20 protein-coding genes are annotated in these 20,211 nt (G+C 65.7%); 12 read left to right on the top strand and 8 right to left on the bottom strand.

The annotated features are described in order from the left end of the window. Positions 1 to 40: 40 nt before the first annotated feature. On the top strand, positions 41 to 1,438 hold the full coding sequence (locus SJY20_RS10915) for an MFS transporter (protein WP_380786933.1): 1,398 nt from the start codon (positions 41 to 43) through the stop codon (positions 1,436 to 1,438). 139 nt (positions 1,439 to 1,577) lie between these two features. On the opposite strand, the gene SJY20_RS10920 is transcribed toward SJY20_RS10915, so the two are convergent. After that, a complete protein-coding gene (locus SJY20_RS10920) occupies positions 1,578 to 3,302 on the bottom strand; it encodes a DUF885 domain-containing protein (protein ID WP_380788662.1) in 1,725 nt (574 codons plus the stop codon). Between the two features lie 132 nt (positions 3,303 to 3,434). Between SJY20_RS10920 and SJY20_RS10925 the strand changes: the two genes are divergently transcribed. Both SJY20_RS10925 and SJY20_RS10930 read left to right on the top strand, forming a co-directional pair. Beyond that, positions 3,435 to 4,259 carry an alpha/beta fold hydrolase gene (locus tag SJY20_RS10925; protein WP_380786935.1) on the top strand — a complete coding sequence of 275 codons (825 nt, stop codon included), beginning with the start codon at positions 3,435 to 3,437 and terminating at the stop codon, positions 4,257 to 4,259. Between the two features lie 274 nt (positions 4,260 to 4,533). Continuing rightward, positions 4,534 to 5,073, top strand: a complete 540-nt coding sequence (locus SJY20_RS10930) for a hypothetical protein (RefSeq protein WP_380786937.1) — start codon at positions 4,534 to 4,536, stop codon at positions 5,071 to 5,073. A 3-nt stretch (positions 5,074 to 5,076) separates the two neighbouring features. On the opposite strand, the gene SJY20_RS10935 is transcribed toward SJY20_RS10930, so the two are convergent. Next, positions 5,077 to 5,400 (bottom strand): septum formation initiator family protein, encoded by a 324-nt coding sequence (locus SJY20_RS10935; RefSeq protein WP_380786939.1) that lies wholly within the window; start codon positions 5,398 to 5,400, stop codon positions 5,077 to 5,079. 28 nt (positions 5,401 to 5,428) lie between these two features. Next, a complete protein-coding gene (eno, locus tag SJY20_RS10940; protein WP_380786941.1) occupies positions 5,429 to 6,709 on the bottom strand; it encodes a phosphopyruvate hydratase in 1,281 nt (426 codons plus the stop codon). A gap of 191 nt (positions 6,710 to 6,900) precedes the next feature. On the opposite strand from eno, the gene SJY20_RS10945 reads away from it, so the two are divergent. The 5 genes from SJY20_RS10945 (at position 6,901) to SJY20_RS10965 (ending at position 8,829) form a co-directional block, all read left to right on the top strand. Next, positions 6,901 to 7,386 (top strand): hypothetical protein, encoded by a 486-nt coding sequence (locus tag SJY20_RS10945; protein WP_380786943.1) that lies wholly within the window; start codon positions 6,901 to 6,903, stop codon positions 7,384 to 7,386. Between the two features lie 4 nt (positions 7,387 to 7,390). Then, positions 7,391 to 7,744, top strand: coding sequence for a phage holin family protein (locus tag SJY20_RS10950; RefSeq protein WP_380786945.1), 354 nt, complete (start codon positions 7,391 to 7,393; stop codon positions 7,742 to 7,744). Then, positions 7,741 to 8,046 carry a DUF3618 domain-containing protein gene (locus tag SJY20_RS10955; protein ID WP_380786947.1) on the top strand — a complete coding sequence of 102 codons (306 nt, stop codon included), beginning with the start codon at positions 7,741 to 7,743 and terminating at the stop codon, positions 8,044 to 8,046. Before SJY20_RS10950 ends, SJY20_RS10955 begins: the two co-directional genes overlap by 4 nt. Positions 8,047 to 8,091: 45 nt before the next feature. Beyond that, complete coding sequence (locus tag SJY20_RS10960) at positions 8,092 to 8,535, top strand: hypothetical protein (RefSeq protein WP_380786949.1); 444 nt, start codon at positions 8,092 to 8,094, stop codon at positions 8,533 to 8,535. A gap of 63 nt (positions 8,536 to 8,598) precedes the next feature. Then, positions 8,599 to 8,829, top strand: coding sequence for a DUF4170 domain-containing protein (locus SJY20_RS10965; RefSeq protein ID WP_380786951.1), 231 nt, complete (start codon positions 8,599 to 8,601; stop codon positions 8,827 to 8,829). A 146-nt stretch (positions 8,830 to 8,975) separates the two neighbouring features. Here SJY20_RS10965 and SJY20_RS10970 read toward each other — a convergent pair whose 3' ends face one another. The 5 genes from SJY20_RS10970 to carA all read right to left on the bottom strand — a co-directional run bounded on the left by SJY20_RS10970 (position 8,976) and on the right by carA (position 15,085). Then, on the bottom strand, positions 8,976 to 9,614 hold the full coding sequence (locus tag SJY20_RS10970) for a rhomboid family intramembrane serine protease (RefSeq protein WP_380786952.1): 639 nt from the start codon (positions 9,612 to 9,614) through the stop codon (positions 8,976 to 8,978). A gap of 2 nt (positions 9,615 to 9,616) precedes the next feature. Then, a complete protein-coding gene (gene greA, locus SJY20_RS10975) occupies positions 9,617 to 10,093 on the bottom strand; it encodes a transcription elongation factor GreA (RefSeq protein ID WP_380786954.1) in 477 nt (158 codons plus the stop codon). Positions 10,094 to 10,167: 74 nt separating this feature from the next. Beyond that, entirely contained in the window at positions 10,168 to 13,500 is a 3,333-nt protein-coding gene (gene carB / locus SJY20_RS10980) for a carbamoyl-phosphate synthase large subunit (protein ID WP_380786956.1), read from the bottom strand. Beyond that, complete coding sequence (locus SJY20_RS10985) at positions 13,500 to 13,817, bottom strand: hypothetical protein (protein WP_380786958.1); 318 nt, start codon at positions 13,815 to 13,817, stop codon at positions 13,500 to 13,502. Before SJY20_RS10985 ends, carB begins: the two co-directional genes overlap by 1 nt. Further along, positions 13,814 to 15,085 (bottom strand): glutamine-hydrolyzing carbamoyl-phosphate synthase small subunit, encoded by a 1,272-nt coding sequence (carA, locus tag SJY20_RS10990; RefSeq protein WP_380786960.1) that lies wholly within the window; start codon positions 15,083 to 15,085, stop codon positions 13,814 to 13,816. The genes SJY20_RS10985 and carA overlap by 4 nt, the downstream gene beginning before the upstream one ends. A gap of 139 nt (positions 15,086 to 15,224) precedes the next feature. Here carA and SJY20_RS10995 point away from each other — a divergent pair, with 139 nt between their 5' ends. The 4 genes from SJY20_RS10995 to rpoD all read left to right on the top strand — a co-directional run bounded on the left by SJY20_RS10995 (position 15,225) and on the right by rpoD (position 20,161). Continuing rightward, a complete protein-coding gene (locus SJY20_RS10995; RefSeq protein ID WP_380786962.1) occupies positions 15,225 to 15,677 on the top strand; it encodes a GatB/YqeY domain-containing protein in 453 nt (150 codons plus the stop codon). Then, complete coding sequence (locus tag SJY20_RS11000; RefSeq protein WP_380786964.1) at positions 15,678 to 16,142, top strand: endonuclease domain-containing protein; 465 nt, start codon at positions 15,678 to 15,680, stop codon at positions 16,140 to 16,142. A 126-nt stretch (positions 16,143 to 16,268) separates the two neighbouring features. Further along, the gene (gene dnaG, locus SJY20_RS11005; protein ID WP_380786966.1) at positions 16,269 to 18,128 is read left to right on the top strand and encodes a DNA primase; all 1,860 of its coding nucleotides are present in this window, start codon (positions 16,269 to 16,271) and stop codon (positions 18,126 to 18,128) included. Continuing rightward, positions 18,128 to 20,161, top strand: a complete 2,034-nt coding sequence (rpoD, locus tag SJY20_RS11010; RefSeq protein WP_380786968.1) for an RNA polymerase sigma factor RpoD — start codon at positions 18,128 to 18,130, stop codon at positions 20,159 to 20,161. Before dnaG ends, rpoD begins: the two co-directional genes overlap by 1 nt. The last annotated feature ends 50 nt before the right edge of the window (positions 20,162 to 20,211 follow it).

The following is a 20,211-nucleotide window of genomic DNA, read 5'->3' on the forward strand; positions in this document are numbered from 1 at the left end:
TCACTCGGAACAAGTCCGGGGTGACGGAGTAGGTGCCGCAATGCAAGATGGTCTCCCCAAACCCCGCCGCTACCTTGCGGTCGCCGCGATCTCGGCGGGTACCGCGCTGACGATCATCGACGGCGGCATCGCGACCGTGGCGCTGCCGACGATCGCGCGCGACCTCAGTGTCGACAGCAGCGCGGTGGTGACCGTCGTCACCGTCTACCAGCTGATCCTGGCGATGGCGTTGCTGCCGTTTTCGGGGCTAGGCGACCGCATCGGGCTGAAGCGGATGTACCAGTACGGCCAGCTGATCTTCACGGTCGCCACCCTGCTCTGCTTCTTTGCCAAGAGCCTACCGTTCCTGCTCGTCGTCCGCGCGGCACAGGCGCTAGGTGCCGCCGCCGCGCTCAGCGTATCGTCGGCGCTGATCCGGTCGATCTATCCGACCAAGCAGCTCGGCCGCGGGCTCGGGATCAACTCGGTCGTGGTCTCGAGCTCGGCCGCGCTGGCGCCGACGCTCGGCGGCCTGGTGCTGGCGATCGCGCCCTGGCCCTGGGTGTTCGCCAGCGCGGTGCCGTTCGCGATCGCCAGCCTCGTGCTCGGCCGCGCGCTGCCCGACCCGGTCCCGCGCGAGGAGAAGTTCGATGTGCTCGGCGCGGTGATGTGCGCCGCGATGTTCGGGCTGGTGATCGGCGGTGCGGAGACCGCGGTGCACGGCAGCAGCCCGGTGGTGTCCGCGGCGATCGTGCTCACCGGCCTGCTGATCGGCTATTATTTCGTCCGGCGCGAACGCGGCGAGACCAAGCCGATCCTGCCGATCGACCTGCTCGCCCGCCCCGTGCTCGCGCTGTCGGCGATCGGCGCCTACACCGCGTTCATCGCTTCGATGACGCTGCTGCTGTCGACGCCGTTCCGCCTGACGCACAGCTTCGGCTGGGGTGCCGCGGAGGTCGGCGCGGCGATCGCGCCGTGGCCGCTGACCAACATGGTAGTCGCCCCGCTCTCGGGCTGGCTGTCGGATCGCTATCCCGCCGGGATCCTCGGCGGGGTCGGCATGGCCATCTCGATCGTCGCGCTGTTGCTGATCGCCTTTATCCCCCCCGACCCGAGCTATTTCGACATCGCCTGGCGGATGGCGCTGTGCGGATCGGGCTTCGGGATGTTCATGCCGCCAAACGCCCGCCTGATCATCGGCAGCGCCCCGCGCGAACGGGCCGCTGCGGCGGGCGGGCTGGTGTCGACAGTGCGGCTGGTCGGGCAGACCACCGGCGCGACGCTGGTCGCGGCGTTGCTCGCTATGGGGATCGGCGCCGGCATGGCCCCGCCGCTGGTCGCGGCCGGCCTCGCGCTGATCGCAGGCCTGTGCAGCATCGCCCGCCTCCGCCCCTCGATCCGCAACCCGGCGACCGAAGAGGCGGAGGATATGCAGCCCGCCCAAACCACGGTCCGCTGACGAGGGTAGCCTTCCACCCACGCCGTCATCCCCGCGAAGGCGGGGACCCATATCCTATGCCGCCGAAATTGAATCGCGACGGCAGCCAGTATGGGTTCCCGCGTCCGCGGGAATGACGGATTTTGGGGTAGGCTCGCCTCTAGAACGCCGCGGTCGCCTTCACCTCTCCCATCATAGCCTGCCGCACCAGCGGGATCGGCGGCCCGCCAAAGCTCAGGAACTGGTCGTGGAACGCCTTCCACGCCTTCCGCCCGCCCCGCGTCGCGGTCCAGTCGGTGCGCAGCTTGCGGATCATCAGCTTGCCCAGCGTGTAGTTCAGGTACGCCGGATCATACGTCCCCCGCGCCGCCTGCTGCCGGGCGTTGCCCTCGTCCTGATAACATTGGTCGACGAACATCCGGAACGACTGCTCCTGCGTCATCCCGCGCGCATGCAGGCCGATCGCGGACAGGAACCGGCAGTCGCGCAGCAGCGCATTTGACAGCTGCCCGACATGCGTCTCCGCCCCGTTCGGACCGGGGCCGGCATACAGCCCCGCCTCCCACATCATCTCTTCCGCGTAATGCGCCCAGCCCTCGGCATAGGCATAGCCGACGAACAGCCGCCCGAAAAGCGACGGCGAGCGGTTCGCATGCAGGAACTGCAGGAAATGCCCGGGCATCACCTCGTGCACCGACGTGAACAGCAGATCGTCCTGCCCCGGCACGAACGCGTCCTGCACCGCCTTGGTCCAGGCGGGGTCCGGCGGCGAGATGTAGAACACCGACGGCACGCCCTTATCGAACGGCCCCGGCGGATCGATGTATGCCGAGTTCTGCCGGTTATACGGCGGGCTTTCCTCGACCAGCGCGGTCTCGGTCCCCGGGATCGTCACCAGATCATGCGCGATCACGAATTTCCGCAGGTCCGGGATCTGCCGGCGCGCCTCCGCCACCGGACCGTCGGCAGGCTTGTCGGCGTTCATCTTGGCCATGCAGGCCGGGATCGTCGCCCCCGGCGCATAGATGCCGCAGGCCTCGGCGAGCGCGGTCTGGTTGCGCTTCAGGTCGGCACGCCCGATCGCTTCCAGTTCGGGCAGCGGCGTATCGACACCCTCGGTCGACAGGATCATCCGCGAGAACCGGTCCGGCCCCAGCGCGAACCCCTGCGTGGCGGTACCGCGCTGGCCCTCCAGCCAAGCGCCCAGCCCCTTCATCGCCTTCGACGCCGCCGCCGCGGCGACATCGAACCGCTTCTGCGCCGCCGGATCCTTCACGCTCGCGAACGCCGCCTTCGCGTCCCCAGTGTAGTAATCGCCGAAGCCGTTGAACGCCGCCGTCCCGAAATTGATGTAGCTGAGCGGCATCGGCGTGCGCAGGTTCGCACGGATATTCGCCGCCGCGGTCGGCACCTTCTCCAGGAACGCGGTCAGCGCCTTCAGCCGCACCGGCGCGGGCGCATAGTTGCGCGCGACATAGACGTTGGGGTCGAGCCCGGCATTCACATACCAGGCCGGGTTGGTGTGCGGCTGGTCGGCGTCCTCCAGCCAGAACAGCTTTCCTTCCGCGACCTTCACCAGGTAATCGCGCTCGAACGCATCCGCGCCGGCCAGCGCGGTGAAGCCCTTCGCCTTTGCGATCGCCGTACGCAGGAAATCGCCCTGCGCCTTCAGCCCCGCCGGGCTCCAGTCGCCAAGACCGCCGTCGAAATCATGCCGACCCTGATACACCGCGTTTGCCGGGTCGATCCTGAACCAGCCTTCAATGAAGCCGTCGCGGAACCCCGCCCAGCCGGTGGCGGGACTCGCGGCGATCGACGGACGCTCGGGCACGGTGGCGCCCACCAAGGCGAGCGCCGCCACCGACAGTGCAAGACCGAGCCGCATTCCATTCTCCTGATTCGTCGCCAGTTCGTCGTCCGACCGATGCTGGCAGACGCCGGGCGGCAGCGCCAGCACGGGAACGCGGGCCATCGCCATCCGTTAACCAGCGACCAACTCCAAAGAGACGGAGCCAGCATGCCCTATATAAAAACCCGCGACGGTACCGACATTTACGTCAAGGATTGGGGCAGCGGACGCCCGGTCGTCCTTATCCACGGCTGGCCGTTGTCGTCGGACAGCTGGGACGCGCAGGCGATGGCGCTCGCCGAAGCCGGTTTCCGCGCGATCGCCTATGATCGCCGCGGCTTCGGGCGCTCGGGGCAGCCGTGGACCGGCTATGATTACAACACCTTGACCGACGATCTTGCCGATGTGCTCGAAGCGACGGGCGCGACCGAGGAAGCGACCTTGGTGGGGTTCTCGATGGGCGGCGGCGAGGTCGCACGCTACATGAGCCGTCACGACGGCAAGGGCGTCATCGCCGCCGGCCTGATCTCGTCGGTTGTCCCGTACATGCTCAAGACCGAGGACAACCCGCACGGCGTGCCCGAGGAGCAGCTGCGGAGCATCGGCGACGGCATCAAGAAGGACCGCCCGGCGTTCTTCCGCACCTTCCTGCAGCAGTTCCTCGGCGTCGGGTTCATCACCTCGCCGGTCAGCGACGAAGTCGTCGACTGGGCCTGGCGCCTGGCGATGCAGGCCGGACTGAAGCCGACCCTCGCCTGCGCCGAATCGTTCGGCCATACGGACTTCCGCGCCGACCTAGCGGCGTTCCGCGTCCCCACGCTGATCGTCCACGGCACCAGCGACAAGACCGTCCCCATCGACCCCACCGGCCGCGCCGCCGCCAAGGGCATCGCCGGCTCGCAGCTCGTCGAATACGACGGCGCCCCGCACGGCCTGACCGTGACGGAGAGCGACCGTTTCACCAATGACCTGCTGACATTCTTGGGACGATAAGCTCCTCTTCGTCAGCCTGCCGAAAGTCAGGACCCAGGGTTACGGACGCCAACGCCCGTAACCCTGGGTCCCGGGTCAATCACGGGATGACAAAGCGGCGATCCAACATCACGCTGCGCAAGAAATCTTTACCGGTCCCGCGCACACCAAGCCGATGACCGCGATACCGAACACGCCGCCGTATCGGGCCAGGCGATTGCCGTCCCGGAGAGCCTATCGGGGCGCGATCGGAGTTACGGCTACAGTCTTCGTAGCGTGGGTCGTGACGATAAACGTGACCTCGACCATCATCGTTTCGACGATCAACCCCTTGTTCGTCGTTGCGGTAGTGACGCTTGGTGGCATGGTAGGGCTCCGGATCGGGGTGACGATCGGTGCCGTGGAGGCGGCGATTGGGCGCCACAAGATCAAGACGCGCCCCTGCACGACGCGCATGATCTACGGCGCCTTCGGGTTCTTCTGCGGAGCCATCGTTGGAAACACGGTCGCCTACCTGCTTCTCGACACCGTCTTGTTCTGGCGGTCACGCGAACCCGTCGTTGCCGTCGCCTTCCCGGTCCGCTCAGTAGGATTGGCCAAGGGCAGCCCCCTTCTCGGGATCGGTTCTGAAGGACAGTACGACCAGATCTGGATATCAACGCGCGACTACGACGTCCTGACGGCGGCAGGGCGGCTTCGGAGACCCTGGCCCTATTGCGTCTCGCTCAAACGCCAGGCCAGTTACGAGGCCGTCCGGGTATGGATTCCCGCCCGTGCCCGGCGTTCCGGACCGCAGACGGTGTTCGCGTGCCCCGCCTATGCTCGGTGGTGGTGAGCTTCAGTTCCCTAGCGGTACGATCACCTCGTCGGGATGCGCGACGTTCAGTTCTTTTCGCACCATCTCGTCGACCATGTCCGGGTTCGCATGATCCGGATTGAGCAAGGCCACCCGGTTCTTCAGTACCTCGCGCTTGCGGTCGAGCGCGGCGTAGTTCTTCTCGCGCACCGCCAGCTGTCGCTTGTAGTCGCCGTACGCGAACATCCCGTTCGGGCCGAGCACGGCATACGCGCCGAAGAACGCCATCAGCGTCAGGCCGACCGCAGGCCATACCGCCTTGCGCATCGTCTTGCGGAATTTCGAGCTCTTCGTCGCGCGTGCCATTCCCAGTCCTCGTTCCGGTCTCCCGGGGTCAGCCCCCGATCAGGATGCTGCGCCCCGCATAGCGCGCGGCGTCGCCCAGCTCTTCCTCGATGCGGATCAGCTGGTTGTACTTGGCGAGCCGGTCGCTGCGCGCGAGGCTGCCGGTCTTGATCTGCCCGCAATTGGTCGCGACCGCGAGGTCGGCGATGGTCGCGTCTTCGGTCTCGCCCGAGCGATGGCTCATCACCGCGGTATAGCGCGCGCGCTGCGCCATCGACACCGCCTCCAGCGTCTCGGTCAACGTGCCGATCTGGTTGACCTTGACCAGCAGCGAGTTGGCGATGCCGCCGTCGATGCCGCGCTTCAGGCGGACCGGGTTGGTCACGAACAGGTCGTCGCCGACCAGCTGAACCTTGTCGCCGATCATGTCGGTCAGCGCCTTCCAGCCCTCCCAATCGTCCTCGGCCATGCCGTCCTCGATCGAGAAGATCGGATAGCGGCGCGTCAGGTCGGCGAGGTATTCGGCCATCGCGTGGCTGTCGAGGATCTTGCCCTCGCCCGAGATGTCGTACTTGCCGTTCTTGTAGAACTCGGTCGCGGCGCAATCGAGCGCGAGCATCACGTCCTCGCCGGGCGTGTAGCCCGCCTTCTCGACGCTCGACATGATGAAGTCGAGCGCCTCGGTGGTGCTGCCGATGTTCGGTGCGAAGCCGCCTTCGTCGCCGACGCTGGTCGACAGGCCCTTGTCGTGCAGGCCCTTCTTCAGCGTGTGGAAGATCTCCGAGCCGCAGCGCACCGCCTCGACGATGTTGGTCGCGCCGACCGGCACGATCATGAATTCCTGGAAATCGATCGGGTTGTCGGCATGCTCGCCGCCGTTGATGATGTTCATCATCGGCACCGGCAGCAGATGCGCCTGCACGCCGCCGACATAGCGGTACAGCGGCAGCCCGCGCGCCTCGGCAGCCGCCTTCGCCACCGCCAGGCTGACGCCAAGGATCGCGTTGGCGCCCAGCCGGCCCTTGTTGTCGGTCCCGTCGAGCTCGATCATCGCGCGGTCGAGATCGGCCTGGTCCTCGGCATCCATGCCCAGCACGGTATCCGTAATCTCTTCGTTGACCGCCTCGACCGCCTGGTCGACGCCCTTGCCGCCCCAGCGGCTCTTGTCGCCGTCGCGGCGCTCGACCGCCTCGTGCGCGCCGGTCGATGCGCCCGACGGCACCGCCGCACGGCCGAAGCTGCCATCCTCGAGCAGCACGTCGACCTCGACCGTGGGGTTGCCACGGCTGTCGAGGATCTGACGGGCATGGATGTCGATGATTGCAGTCACGTGAGCAGGCTCCTACGCTTTCGGCCGATCGGGCCGTCGGCCCGGGCTTTATCGCCTCGCGCCTAATCGGGCAATCGTACCACCGTCACGGCCACGATAATGGCCGCGACAGGGAACGTGTATCGGGCGACGGGGTTGAGGCCGTAACGGTTTATACGAAAGGGATTGTCATGCCAGACTCCGCAAAGCCCATGAGTGACAACGACATCTCCGCTCAGGACGATTTCAAGCAGGCCGCGCCGGCAAAGGGCGCGACGATCGACAATGACGGCGCTCCGATCGCCGAAGCGACCGGTGATGCCAAGACCGCGATCAAGGACGCCGTCGGCAATTACGGTACGCAGGCTGCCGACAAGGCGCGCCTGTTCGCCGAGGACGGCAAGGCCAAGGCCGGCGGCGCGCTGGACCAGCTCGCGCAGCTGCTGAACGACGCGGCCGCACAGGTCGACGAGAAGCTCGGCGCGCAATATGGCGGCTATGCCCGCAACGCCGCCAGCTCGGTCACCGGCTTCTCGGACCAGGTCAAGGCGAAGGACATCGACGAGCTCGTCGACGACGCCCGCGAACTGGTGCGCAAGAGCCCCGGGATCGCGATCGGCGCTGCCGCCGCACTCGGCTTCGTCGTGGCGCGTCTGATCCAGTCGGGTCTCGACACCACGCCGACCTCGGGGAACTGATCCGTTGCCCGATCCCGTACCGTTCCTGACCGACGAAGCGGAGACGCTGCCCGCGATGGTGACGCGTCTCGCCGGCGAGACGCGTGCGCTCGCCGGTGCGGAGATCGCGGTCTACAAGGCGAAGTTCGGGATCACGCTGGCGGCGTACAAGACCGCGGCGGTGTTCTTCGTCGTCGCGGCCGTGTTGGCGCTTGCCGCCCTGATCGCGCTGCTGGTTGGCGCGATCATGACGCTGACGCCGCTGGTCGGCCCGGGCTGGGCGACGCTGATCGTCGTCGGCGTGGTGATGGCACTTGCCGTTATCCTCGGCTTGATCGGTAAATCGAAGCTGACGCCTGCCACGGGAATAGAGCCATGACCGACCCTATTTCCGTCGCGCAGGCCGAACTCGAGCGCCAGCAGGCCCGTGACCGGGTGACCGAGACGCTGGGCCAACTACAGGAGCGGCTGAACCCGCGCACCCTCGCCCGCAAGGCCGCGCGCGAGATGACCGAGGCGGGATCGGTGATCGCCGATCGCGGCGCGCATACCCTGAAGCGCAATCCCGGGACCGTGGCTGGCGCGACCGCGCTCGCCGGGCTGTTCCTGGCCCGCCACCGGATCGCCGCGCTGTTCCGCCGCAAGTCGCGCGACCAGATCGATCCAGACGGCATTCTCTAGACACTGATCATTCCATTCATGCCTCCGCGCACAAAGGACAGCATCATGCCCAACACCACCGACCACGACACCAACGCACATGACACGACCACCCGTCTGCGCGATGGTCTCGACACCGCACGCGAAACCGTCTCGAACGCCTATCATACCGGTGTCGACAAGGCGTCGGACGCTGTGCACGGCCTAGAATCCAGCCCGGTCGGCATTCTCGTCGGCGGTCTGGCCGTCGGCCTGATCGCAGGCGCTCTGCTGCCGCGGTCGCAGCGCGAGAAGGAACTGCTTGCCCCGGTTGGCCAGCGGATCAGCGATACGGCCCGATCCGCCGTCCAGGCAGCGCGCGAAGCCGGTCAGGCCGAGCTCGAAACGCGCGGCCTGACCAAGGACGGCGCGCGCGAACAGGTCCGTGGCCTGGTCGAGGGTGTCGTCCAGGCGGTCTCGACCGCCGGTGCTGCAGCCGCGAAGGGCGCCAAGCAAAACGCCGACGGCTAAGGCTATAATCGGGCCGCCGGACGCGCTAGGAGCCCTGCGACCCTCAACCAGGAAAGCAGGCGCATGAGCAAGCTCCACCTCGTATTCGGCGGCCGCGTGGCCGATCCCCGCACGCTGGACTTCAACGATCTCGACGCGATCGAGTTCGTCGGCGTGTTCCCGGACTACCCCAGCGCCGAGAAGGCCTGGCGCGCTGCAGCGCAGCGTACTGTCGACGATGCCGAGATGAAATTCGTCGTCGTCCACCTCCACCGGCTGATGGAGCCAAGCCTGTCGGCGCAACCGACGGTCTAGGCTAGCAGAGGTGGAGCCATCGCCGGCCCCACCCCCGTCATGCCGGGCTCGTCCCGGCATCCAGGGTTACGGGCGCTGGCGTTGGTGGCTCTGGATCCCGGGACGAGCCCGGGATGACGGAGTGGACAGGATCGGCGTCCTAAGGACTAAGCCGCCCGATACCGCCACAACAACAACGGCCGCGCCAGAATCAGTCCCGCGACGAACCCCCCGATATGCGCACCGATCGCAATCGCAGCCCCGCCGCCAAATCCCGCAAGCCCGGTCAGCAGCTGGATCCCGATCCACGCCGCGGCCAGCCACGCGACGTGCACGACGCCTGCCGGCACCGGCCCGATCGCCTTCGCCTGCCGCTCGCCGTACAACAGCGAATACGCACCAACGATCGCCGAGATCGCGCCACTAGCGCCGATCATCGGCGCGACCGAATGCGGTCCGAACGCGAAATGGCCCAGCGCCGCGGCATAAGCACCGATCAGATACAGTACGACGACGCCGACCGATCCAATCGCGCGTTCAACCGCAATCCCGCAAAACGCCAGCATCACCATGTTGAGCGCCACATGCGCCAAGCCGCCATGGATCAGCGTCGCGGTCAGCGGCGTCGCCCACACCGGCACCGCAAACGCATGCGCCGACGCCGCGAACGCCGCATCGACCCGCAACGGAATGAATCCGGCATTCACCGCCCACCAGGGCAGCGATCCGGTCAGCAGGATCGCTCCCGAGGCGACCAGCGTCGCGATCGTCAAGATCGCCGTCGTCCGCGCCTCCAGGAACGCCATGGTCAGATAAATTCGATCTTCGACACGACGTAATAGCGATCGCCCGACGGCACTGTCACCTCGACCTCTTCATCGAGCTTCCGCCCGATCAGCCCGCGGCCCAGCGGCGAATTGTACGAGATGCGGCCCGACTTGGCGTTCGCCTCGGTCTGGCCGACGATCTGGTACTTCACCGGCTTGTCGTTCTCGTCGAGCAGCGTGACGGTCGCGCCGAACACCACCTTGTCGCCCGACAGGTCCTTCGGATCGATGATCTGCGCGCGCGACAGCTTGTCCTCGATGTCCGAGATCGACGCCTCGACCTGGCCCTGGCGCTCCTTGGCGGCATGATATTCCGCGTTCTCGCTCAGGTCGCCATGCGCACGCGCTTCCTCGATCGCGTCGACGATCGTCGGACGTTCGGCTTTCAGGCGCTTGAGATCCGCATTCAGCGTCTCATAGCCTTCCTGCAGCATCGGCATCTTTTCGACGGTCGCCATGTCTTCGTCCCCAAATTCCATTTCCCGAGCGGACCCGTCAGGATCCGCCCGCACCACTCGCAATTATGTCGTGATCAGGTGTGCGACTGCGAATAATAGGATTGCAACGGCCGTACTTCAAGGCTGCGTGTCGTCAGCGCCTTGATCGCCTTCGCCGCCTCCAGTGCCGCGGGTGCGGTGGTGAAGTACGGAATCCGCTGTTTCAGCGCCGAAGCCCGGATCGGCTGCGAATCCCTAAGCGACTGCCACCCCTCGGTGGTGTTGAAGATCAGCGCGATCTCGCCGTCCTTGATGCGGTCGACGATGTGCGGTCGCCCCTGCGCCACCTTGTTGACGCGCTCGACCGGCAGGCCGGCGCGCTGCAGGTGATCCGCCGTTCCCGCGGTCGCGACGATCGTGAAGCCGGTCTCGACCAGCGCCTTCACCGCCTCGACGATCATCGTCTTGTCGCCGTCCTTAACGCTGACGAACACCGTGCCGTTCTTGGGCAGGATGGTCGAAGCCCCGAGCTGCGCCTTGGCGAACGCAAGCGTGAAATCGGGATCGATTCCCATGACTTCGCCGGTGGACTTCATTTCCGGTGACAGCACCGGATCGACTCCGGGGAAGCGGTTGAAGGGGAAGACCGCCTCCTTGACCGCGTAATAATCGATGTGCCGGTCGATCGGCGGCAGGTCGGCAAGCTTCTCGCCCGCCATCACGCGCGATGCGATCTTGGCAATCGGGACGCCGATCGCCTTGGCGACGAACGGCACGGTCCGCGACGCGCGCGGATTGACCTCGATCAGATAGACCAAGCCGTCCTTAACCGCGAACTGGATGTTCATCAGCCCGACCACCGATAGCGCATGCGCGAGCGCGACGGTCTGCCGCTCGATCTCGGCGATGATCTCCGCCGACAGCGAGTAAGGCGGGATCGAACAGGCGCTGTCGCCCGAATGGACGCCGGCTTCCTCGATATGCTGCAGCACGCCAGCGACCACCACGTCGGTGCCGTCGCAGATCGCATCGACATCGACCTCGATCGCGTCGCGCAGATACTGGTCGATCAACACCGGCGAATCGCCCGACACCTGCACCGCGGTCGCGATGTAGTTGTCGAGTTGCCCGAGCGTATCGACGATCTCCATCGCCCGGCCGCCGAGCACATAGCTCGGCCGCATCAGCACCGGATAACCGATCCGCTCGGCCGCCGCGACCGCCTCGTCGCGGCTGCGCGCGAGGCCGTTGGCAGGCTGGCGCAGGCCGAGCTTGGTGATAAGCGCGGCGAACCGCTCGCGGTCCTCCGCCAGGTCGATCGCGTCGGGCGTCGTCCCCAGGATCGGGATCCCCGCCGCCTCCAGCGCGCGCGCCAGGTTCAGCGGGGTCTGCCCGCCGAACTGCACGATCACGCCGACCAGCTCCCCGTTCTGCTGCTCCGCGTGAAGGATCTCCAGCACGTCCTCGGCGGTCAGCGGCTCGAAATACAGCCGGTCCGAGGTGTCGTAGTCGGTCGACACCGTCTCCGGGTTGCAGTTGACCATGATCGTCTCATAGCCCGCGTCGGCAAGCGCGAAGCAGGCATGGCAGCAGCAATAATCGAACTCGATCCCCTGCCCGATCCGGTTCGGCCCGCCGCCGAGGATGACGATCTTGCGGCGATCGGTCGGCTCGCTCTCGCTCTCCGGTTCGCCGAACGACGGCGCCTCGTAGGTCGAATACATATACGGTGTCTTGGCATCGAACTCGGCCGCGCAGGTGTCGATCCGCTTGAACACCGGGCGCACGCCCAGCTTGAGCCGGTGGGCGCGGACTTCGTCCTCGGTGACGCCGCCGGTCATCGCCTTGACTACCTCGTGCACCAGCCCCGATCCGCGCGCGATGCCACGGCTCATCCCGCGCAGGTTGGCGGATTGCAGTGCGAGCCAGGCGAGCCGCTTGTCGCTGAACCCCATCGCCTTCAACCGGCGCATGCCGGGCGCGTCGATCGGCAGGCCGTCCTGCATCACCTCGGCCTCGGCCGCGATGATCTCGGCGATCCGCTCGAGGAACCACGGATCGTAGAAGGTGATCGCGTGGATCTCGGCGACCGTGAAGCCCTCGCGCAACGCCTGCGCCGCGACCAGCAACCGGTCGGGCGTCGGCAGAGCCAGCGCCGCCTCGATCTCGCCGCGGGGTGCGCCGGCCAGATGCTCGACGTTGTTGAAGCCCGACAGCCCGGTCTCCAGCCCGCGCAACGCCTTCTGCATCGATTCATGGATCGACCGGCCGATCGCCATGACCTCACCGACCGACTTCATCGCGGTGCCGAGCAAATTGTCGGCGCCCTTGAACTTCTCGAACGCGAACCGCGGGATCTTGGTAACGACGTAGTCGATCGTCGGCTCGAAGCTCGCAGGGGTAGCGCCGGTGATGTCGTTGGTGATCTCGTCGAGCGTGTAGCCGACCGCCAGCTTCGCCGCGACCTTCGCGATCGGGAAGCCGGTCGCCTTCGATGCCAGCGCCGACGACCGCGACACGCGCGGGTTCATCTCGATAACGACGAGCCGGCCGTCCTTCGGATTGACTGCGAACTGGACGTTCGAACCGCCTGTTTCAACACCGATTTCGCGCAACACCGCGATCGATGCGTTGCGCATGATCTGGTATTCCTTGTCGGTCAGCGTCAGCGCCGGCGCGACCGTGATGGAGTCGCCGGTATGGACGCCCATCGGATCGACGTTCTCGATCGAGCAGATGATGATGCAGTTGTCGTTCCGGTCCCGGACGACCTCCATCTCATATTCCTTCCACCCGAGCAGCGATTCCTCGATCAGCACCTCGGTGGTCGGCGACGCGTCGAGCCCGGTGGCGACGATCGCCATGAACTCGTCGCGGTTGTAGGCGATGCCGCCGCCGCTGCCGCCCATCGTGAAGCTCGGCCGGATGATCGCGGGCAGCCCGGTGAACTCGAGCGCCTCGATCCCCTCCGCCAGCGTATGCGCGATCCGTGAGCGCGCGCTTTCCAGCCCGATCTTGTCCATCGCATCGCGAAACTTCAGCCGATCCTCGGCCTTGTCGATCGCCTCGGCATCCGCACCGATCATCTGCACGCCGAACTCGGCCAGCGTGCCGTCGTTGAACAGCGCCAGCGCAGTGTTGAGCGCGGTCTGCCCACCCATCGTCGGCAGCACCGCGTCGGGCCGCTCCTTGATGATGATCTTTCGGACGATCTCGGGCGTGATCGGCTCGACATAGGTCGCGTCGGCCAGTTCCGGATCGGTCATGATCGTCGCGGGGTTCGAATTGACCAGGACGATGCGATAGCCCTCCTCCTTCAACGCCTTGATCGCCTGCGTGCCCGAATAATCGAACTCGCACGCCTGGCCGATGACGATGGGTCCTGCGCCGATGACGAGGATCGAGGAGATGTCGGTGCGTTTTGGCATTAGTTTTCTTCCATACCGCAGATTGGCGGCTCAGAATTCATCGTGACGGTCAGTTGCCGGGGCTGAGCAGTGTAGATCAGGCCACCGATATCTCGGTACGGCGTCGAACTTGAACCGGTCAGGCGGACGAAGCGAATGCCGTTCGATCGGGCATCGGCCTCAAGTTTGAAACTGGGCCATTTTTTCGCTTCGGTAAGAAATGCTGCCATCGTCGCAACCTCACCACTTACGGTGACTAGTATTTTTGCTCCGGCAGCTTCCGGCGCGTCCGGTTTGACGCAATGATAAGCCGCCGGTGGTGGCATCGCTTGAATCATGCCGTTCTAACCAGCGATCCGACGAACTTTTCAAACAGATACAAGCTGTCCTGCGGCCCTGGGCTCGCCTCGGGATGATATTGAACGCTGAACGCGTTGCGGTCGGTCAGTTCCAGCCCCGCGTTCGAGCCGTCGAACAACGACACATGCGTCTCGCGGACGTTAGCCGGTAGGCTGTCGCGTTCGACTGCGAAGCCGTGGTTCATGCTGGTGATCTCGACCGTCCCGTCGCTCAGCCGCTTGACCGGGTGGTTGGCGCCGCGGTGGCCTTGGAACATCTTGGTGGTGGTCGCGCCGACCGCGAGGGCGAGCAACTGGTGGCCCAGGCAGATGCCGAACAGCGGCTTGCCGGTGTCGAGCAGCTGTCGGATCACCGGCACCGCATATTCCCCGGTCGCCGCGGGATCGCCGGGGCCGTTCGACAGGAAGATGCCGTCGGGCTCGAGCGCCATCACCTGCTCGAAGGTCGCGGTGGCGGGGACCACGGATACCTTTGCGCCGGCGTCAGCAAGGTTGCGGAAGATGTTGCGTTTGCTGCCGTAATCGATCGCGACGACATGGGGCTTCTGCTCCCCTCCCGCCTGCGGGAGGGGTTGGGGGAGGGCGTGTCCACCGGCGCCATCGCTATCGGCCAAGCCCTCCCCTAGCCCCTCCCGCAGGCGGGAGGGGGAGTCCGCATAGCCGAAGCCCAGCTTCCAGACGCCACCAGGAGCGTCGGCGCCCCAGCCATAATGCGTCTCGGTCGATACCGCCTTGGCGAGGTCCATGCCCTCCAGCCCCGGCCAGCCGCGCGCCATCTCCAGCAGCGCAGCAATATCGAACGCCCCCGAAGCCGAATGCGCGATCACCCCATTTGGCGCGCCGCCCACCCGGATGCGCCGTGTCAGTGCGCGCGTATCCACGCCCGACAGTCCGATCCGCGCATGCCGCTTCATCCAGCCGTCGAGGTTCTCGACCGCGCGGAAATTGCTCGGCCCGGTGACGTCCTCGCGGACGATGATGCCGAGCGCATGGGGATCGTCGGCCTCGACGTCGTCGGGGTTCGCGCCGACGTTGCCGATGTGCGGGAAGGTGAAGCAGATCATCTGCCCCGCGAAGGACGGATCGGTCAGGACCTCCTGATACCCGGTCATCGCGGTATGGAAGCACACTTCGCCGACCGCGGTACCTTCGGCGCCGAACCCGCGTCCCCAGATCACGTCGCCGCTGGCGAGGACCAGGACGCCCGTGGCGCCTTCAGGCATGACGATAGGCTTGGTGTCGGCCATGAGGCTGGGCACTCCGAAAACTCGATGATGTCGCTAAGCCGCGTCCGCTAAGCCCCCTGCGCCGGAGCGTCAATCTGTTAAACCCGGCGTCGTTACGCTATCGGAACCGGCGACACCGAACTGCCTGAAAGACCAGTACATGATTCGCGACGACATCAAGGCCGCCCAGATCACCGCGATGAAGGCCGGCGACAAGGAGACCCGCAACGCGGTCAGCCTGATCCAGTCCGCGATCAAGAACCGCGACATCGAGGCGCGGACCGGCAAGGCGCCGGAGAACGACGACGCGCTGGTGATCGAAGTGCTGCAGAAGATGGTCAAGCAGCGCCGGGAATCGATCGACATGTTCACCAAGGGCGGCCGCCAGGAACTCGCCGATGCGGAGACCGCCGAGGTCGCGGTGATCGAACGCTTCCTGCCGCAGCAGATGAGCGAAGCGGAGACCAGCGCGGCGATCGAGGCGATCAAGGCGGAACTGGGGGCTGCGGGGATGAAGGACATGGGGCGGGTGATGGCGGAGCTTAAGGCGCGGCATGCGAGCGAGTTGGATATGAGCAAGGCCAGCGGGCTGGTGAAGGCTGCGCTTTCGTAAATGACCAAAGCCGCCCCTCTTCTGCCTCCCCTCCCGCAAGCGGGAGGGGACCGAGGGGTGGGCCCGCGCTTTCGGCTGGGCCGACCGACCGAGGAGGCCCGCGCGCTCCGAAATAATTCTACTCTGCACGAAGCGATGCTGTGGCGGCGGTTAAAAGGCAGCCAACTCGACGGTTTGAAGTTCACGAGGCAACTCCCCATCGCCGGCTACAAGGCGGACTTCGCCTGTAGATCGCACCGGCTGGTCGTCGAGCTCGACGGCAGCCAGCATGCCGACGCGGTCGACTATGATGCCACCCGTACTCGCGCGATCGAAACGGCCGGCTACCGCGTAATACGCTTCTGGAACAATGATCTGACGAGCAACATGGACGGCGTGCTGGAGACGATCTTGACCGCGGCGCGTGATCTTGAGCGCGAGCCCACCCCCCAGCCCCCTCCCGCAAGCGGGAGGGGGAGCAGATAAGCGTCATCCCCTCGCTCCGCGGCAACCGCGGCGCCTCCGCGTCCTCCGCGCCTCCGCGCGAACAAAACCTTCTTCCGAAGCAATGCGCTCTCCCCCAAAACGCCACGTTGGGCTATATGCGCGCGAATGAGCCTCACCCCGCAATTCCTCGATGAGCTCAGAGCCCGCACCTCGCTGACCTCGCTGATCGCGAAGACCGTCAAGCTCACCAAGGCCGGTCGCGAGTCCAAAGGCTGCTGCCCGTTCCACAACGAGAAGACGCCGAGCTTCTACGTCAACGACGACAAGGGCTTCTACCACTGCTTCGGCTGCTCGGCGCATGGTGACGCGATCCGCTGGATGACCGACCAGCGCGGGCTCCCCTTCATCGATGCGGTCAAGGAACTCGCGCAGGCCGCGGGGCTCGACATGCCCGAACAGGACCGCGCCTCGACCGAACGCGCCGAGCGCGCCAAGGGGCTGCACGAGGTGATGGCCGACGCCGCCACCTGGTTCACCGAACAGCTGCACGGCCTGTCCGGCACCGAGGCCCGCGCGCTGCTCGACAAGCGCGGCATCTCCGCCGAGACCGCGCGTACCTTCGGCATGGGGTTCGCGCCCGACAGCCGCGGCAAGCTGAAGGCCGCGCTGAAGGAGTATGGCGACCCGATGCTGGTCGAATCCGGCATGCTGATCAGCGTCGAGGGCAAGGACCCGTACGACCGTTTCCGCGGCCGGTTGATGATCCCGATTCGCGACCCGCGCGGCCGGGTTATCGCGTTCGGCGGCCGCGTGCTCGACGGTGGCGAGCCCAAATACCTCAACTCTCCTGACACCCCGCTCTTCGACAAGGGGCGCACGCTCTACAATCTCGACCGCGCCGCCCCTGCCGCGCGGAAATCGGGCCGCGTGCTGGTGGTAGAGGGGTACATGGACGTGATCGCGCTGGCCCAAGCGGGGTTCGGCGAAGCGGTCGCGCCGCTCGGCACCGCGCTGACCGAGGCGCAGCTCGAACGGCTGTGGCGGATGGTCGACGTGCCGATCCTTTGCTTCGACGGCGACGGTGCCGGGCAGAAGGCGGCGTTGCGCGCCGCGCACCGTGCGCTGCCGATGCTGGCGCCGGGCCGCAGCCTGTCGTTCGTGACGCTGCCGCAGGGCCAGGATCCCGATGACCTCGTCCGCACCCAGGGTCCGCAGGCGTTCGAGGCGCTGCTGAAGGCGCCTGAGCCCCTTGTCGACCGCCTCTGGGCCTCCGAACTCGCTGCCGAGGCGCTCGACACGCCCGAACAGCGTGCCGGCCTCAAGCGCCGGTTGTTCGAGCTCGCCGACGGTATCGCCGACGGATCGGTGAAGCAGGAATATCAGGCGGACTTCAAGAACCGCTTCTATGAGCATTTCAAACCGGTCCGCGTTCCTTTTGCTCCCCTTGGCGAACGCCCCAAGGGCGGCTGGACGCCTCCGCCTCTGCCAGTGACCGAGGATGCGAAGGCATTCCGCATCACGGGAATAGATCACGTACTTGCGAAGCCGGTACTAGCCGGACTCCTCCGTCATCCGGTCGAGGTCACGCGCCATATGGAGATATTGGGCTCGCTACCTGCGATGAATGGCGAGCTTGGGCGCCTGTTTGATGCCGTCGTCGATATTGCGCTTGAGGAGCAGACGCTTGATAGCGCGCGTCTTCTCACCATATTGGCGAGGGACGGTTTCAATTCAGTCGTGAGTGACCTGTTGAGAGCCGATACGACGCCATTTTCGTTTACGCAGAAAGCGGCCGATCCGGCCCGCGTCCGATCCGATCTCGATGAAGCAATCGCGATCATGGTGGCGCGACCGGAGGTCGATGCGGCGTTAGCGATGGTCAACAAGGAAGAGGTGACTCTTTCTGCTGCCGCGTTTGAGCGACAGATGGCATTGGTAAAAGAGAAACAGGCGTTGGAAGTCCGACTTGCAAATCTTGTACAGTCGAACGAAGACGCCCGAGCGTTGGGTACCGAGGGCGATTGATGGCTAAGGCGAACATGGCGGAACCCGCCGAAACTGTTGAAACCGGCGATGCGCCGTTGATCGACATGAACGATGCGTCGATCAAGAAGGTGATCGCCCGCGCCAAGAAGCGCGGCTACATCACCTATGATCAGCTCAACGAAGCGCTGCCGCAGGGCGAGATGTCCTCCGACCAGATCGAGGACATGAGCGCGGCGCTGTCCGAAATGGGCATCAACATCGTCGACAACGAGGAAGCCGGCGAGGACGGCGAAGCCGAGCCCGCCAAGGAAGACGACGACGAGCCGGAGGCCGCCGATGCGGAGGCCGATACCGGTCCGGCGATCGAGAAGAAGAAAGAGACGATCGACCGCACCGACGATCCGGTGCGGATGTACCTGCGCGAGATGGGCGCGGTCGAGCTGCTCAGCCGCGAGGGAGAGATCGCGATCGCCAAGCGGATCGAGGCCGGTCGCGACACCATGATTCTCGGCCTGTGCGAATCGCCGATCACCTTCAACGCGATCATCGACTGGTCGACCGCGCTCAACGAGGGCACGATGCAGCTGCGCGAGATCATGGATCTCGATGCGATGCTGTCGAAGGACCCGTCCCCTGAGAACCTCGCCGACGGCGAGGAAGAGGGCGACGGCGAGATTTCCGAGAAGAATGCCGGCCCGTCGTTCAAGGAAGAGGCCGAGCCCGAAGAGGCCTCTGCCGACGAAGAGGACGAGGAGGGCGGCGAGCGCCGTACCCCGCGCCCGAGCGACGACGAGGAAGAGGACAACACCCTCAGCCTCGCGCAGATGGAAGAGCAGCTCAAGCCGATCGCGCTCGAGCGCTTCGCCAGCATCACCGCGCTCTACAAGAAGTTCGGCAAGCTGCAGCAGGCCCGCGTCGACGCGATGGGTGCCGGCGGCGAGTTCCCCGCGGCCGAGGAGCGCAAGTACCAGAAGCTGCGTGAAGAACTCACGGCCGAGGTCGAGAGCGTCCAGTTCCACAACGCCAAGATCGAATATCTGGTCGACCAGCTCTATGCCTATAACCGCCGCCTGACCGCGCTGGGCGGCCAGATGCTGCGCCTCGCCGAGCGTCACAAGGTCCCGCGGAAAGACTTCCTCGATCGCTATATCGGCCACGAGATCGACGAGAACTGGATCGCGTCGCTCGGCAAGCTCGACAAGAAATGGACCGCGTTCGTCACCAACGAAGGCGAGGCCGTCGAGCGCATCCGCGCCGAGATCGCCGACATCGCGCAGCAGACAGGCATGGCGCTCACCGAGTTCCGCCGGATCGTCAACATGGTCCAGAAGGGTGAGCGCGAGGCGCGTATCGCCAAGAAGGAAATGGTCGAGGCCAACCTGCGCCTCGTGATCTCGATCGCGAAGAAGTACACCAACCGCGGGCTGCAGTTCCTGGATTTGATCCAGGAGGGTAATATCGGCCTGATGAAGGCGGTCGATAAGTTCGAATATCGCCGCGGCTACAAGTTCTCGACCTATGCGACCTGGTGGATCCGCCAGGCGATCACGCGCTCGATCGCGGACCAGGCGCGGACCATCCGTATCCCGGTCCACATGATCGAGACGATCAACAAGCTGGTCCGCACCAGCCGCCAGTTCCTCCACGAGCAGGGCCGCGAGCCGACTCCGGAGGAAATGGCAGAACGACTCTCCATGCCTTTGGAAAAGGTACGGAAGGTCATGAAGATCGCGAAGGAGCCGATCTCCCTCGAAACGCCGATCGGCGACGAGGAGGATTCGCATCTCGGCGACTTCATCGAGGACAAGAACGCGATCATCCCGGTCGATGCCGCGATCCAGGCGAACCTCAAGGAGACCGTCACGCGGGTTCTCGCGTCGCTGACGCCGCGCGAGGAGCGCGTGCTGCGCATGCGCTTCGGGATCGGCATGAACACCGACCACACGCTCGAGGAAGTCGGCCAGCAGTTCAGCGTGACCCGCGAACGCATCCGCCAGATCGAGGCGAAGGCGCTGCGAAAGCTGAAGCACCCGTCGCGCTCACGGAAGATGCGCAGCTTCCTCGACCAGTAAGGCAAACGGCCGCGGATCACTCCGCGGCCGTTTTTTTATCTGCTCCCTCC

It is taken from the genome of Sphingomonas sp. R86521 (genome assembly GCF_042466235.1).
Lineage (GTDB): Bacteria > Pseudomonadota > Alphaproteobacteria > Sphingomonadales > Sphingomonadaceae > Sphingomonas.

Bases quoted from the DNA above. Each gene is read 5' to 3' on its own strand.
- rpoD (WP_380786968.1), top strand. From the start codon at position 18,128: ATGGCTAAGGCGAACATGGCGGAACCCGCCGAAACTGTTGAAACCGGC.
- greA (WP_380786954.1), bottom strand. From the start codon at position 10,093: ATGGCGACCGTCGAAAAGATGCCGATGCTGCAGGAAGGCTATGAGACG.
- SJY20_RS10920 (WP_380788662.1), bottom strand. From the start codon at position 3,302: ATGCGGCTCGGTCTTGCACTGTCGGTGGCGGCGCTCGCCTTGGTGGGC.
- SJY20_RS10985 (WP_380786958.1), bottom strand. From the start codon at position 13,817: ATGATTCAAGCGATGCCACCACCGGCGGCTTATCATTGCGTCAAACCG.
- SJY20_RS10965 (WP_380786951.1), top strand. From the start codon at position 8,599: ATGAGCAAGCTCCACCTCGTATTCGGCGGCCGCGTGGCCGATCCCCGC.
- SJY20_RS11000 (WP_380786964.1), top strand. From the start codon at position 15,678: ATGACCAAAGCCGCCCCTCTTCTGCCTCCCCTCCCGCAAGCGGGAGGG.
- SJY20_RS10945 (WP_380786943.1), top strand. From the start codon at position 6,901: ATGAGTGACAACGACATCTCCGCTCAGGACGATTTCAAGCAGGCCGCG.
- SJY20_RS10970 (WP_380786952.1), bottom strand. From the start codon at position 9,614: ATGGCGTTCCTGGAGGCGCGGACGACGGCGATCTTGACGATCGCGACG.
- carB (WP_380786956.1), bottom strand. From the start codon at position 13,500: ATGCCAAAACGCACCGACATCTCCTCGATCCTCGTCATCGGCGCAGGA.
- dnaG (WP_380786966.1), top strand. From the start codon at position 16,269: ATGAGCCTCACCCCGCAATTCCTCGATGAGCTCAGAGCCCGCACCTCG.
- carA (WP_380786960.1), bottom strand. From the start codon at position 15,085: ATGGCCGACACCAAGCCTATCGTCATGCCTGAAGGCGCCACGGGCGTC.
- SJY20_RS10935 (WP_380786939.1), bottom strand. From the start codon at position 5,400: ATGGCACGCGCGACGAAGAGCTCGAAATTCCGCAAGACGATGCGCAAG.
- SJY20_RS10925 (WP_380786935.1), top strand. From the start codon at position 3,435: ATGCCCTATATAAAAACCCGCGACGGTACCGACATTTACGTCAAGGAT.
- SJY20_RS10915 (WP_380786933.1), top strand. From the start codon at position 41: ATGCAAGATGGTCTCCCCAAACCCCGCCGCTACCTTGCGGTCGCCGCG.
- SJY20_RS10995 (WP_380786962.1), top strand. From the start codon at position 15,225: ATGATTCGCGACGACATCAAGGCCGCCCAGATCACCGCGATGAAGGCC.
- SJY20_RS10960 (WP_380786949.1), top strand. From the start codon at position 8,092: ATGCCCAACACCACCGACCACGACACCAACGCACATGACACGACCACC.
- SJY20_RS10955 (WP_380786947.1), top strand. From the start codon at position 7,741: ATGACCGACCCTATTTCCGTCGCGCAGGCCGAACTCGAGCGCCAGCAG.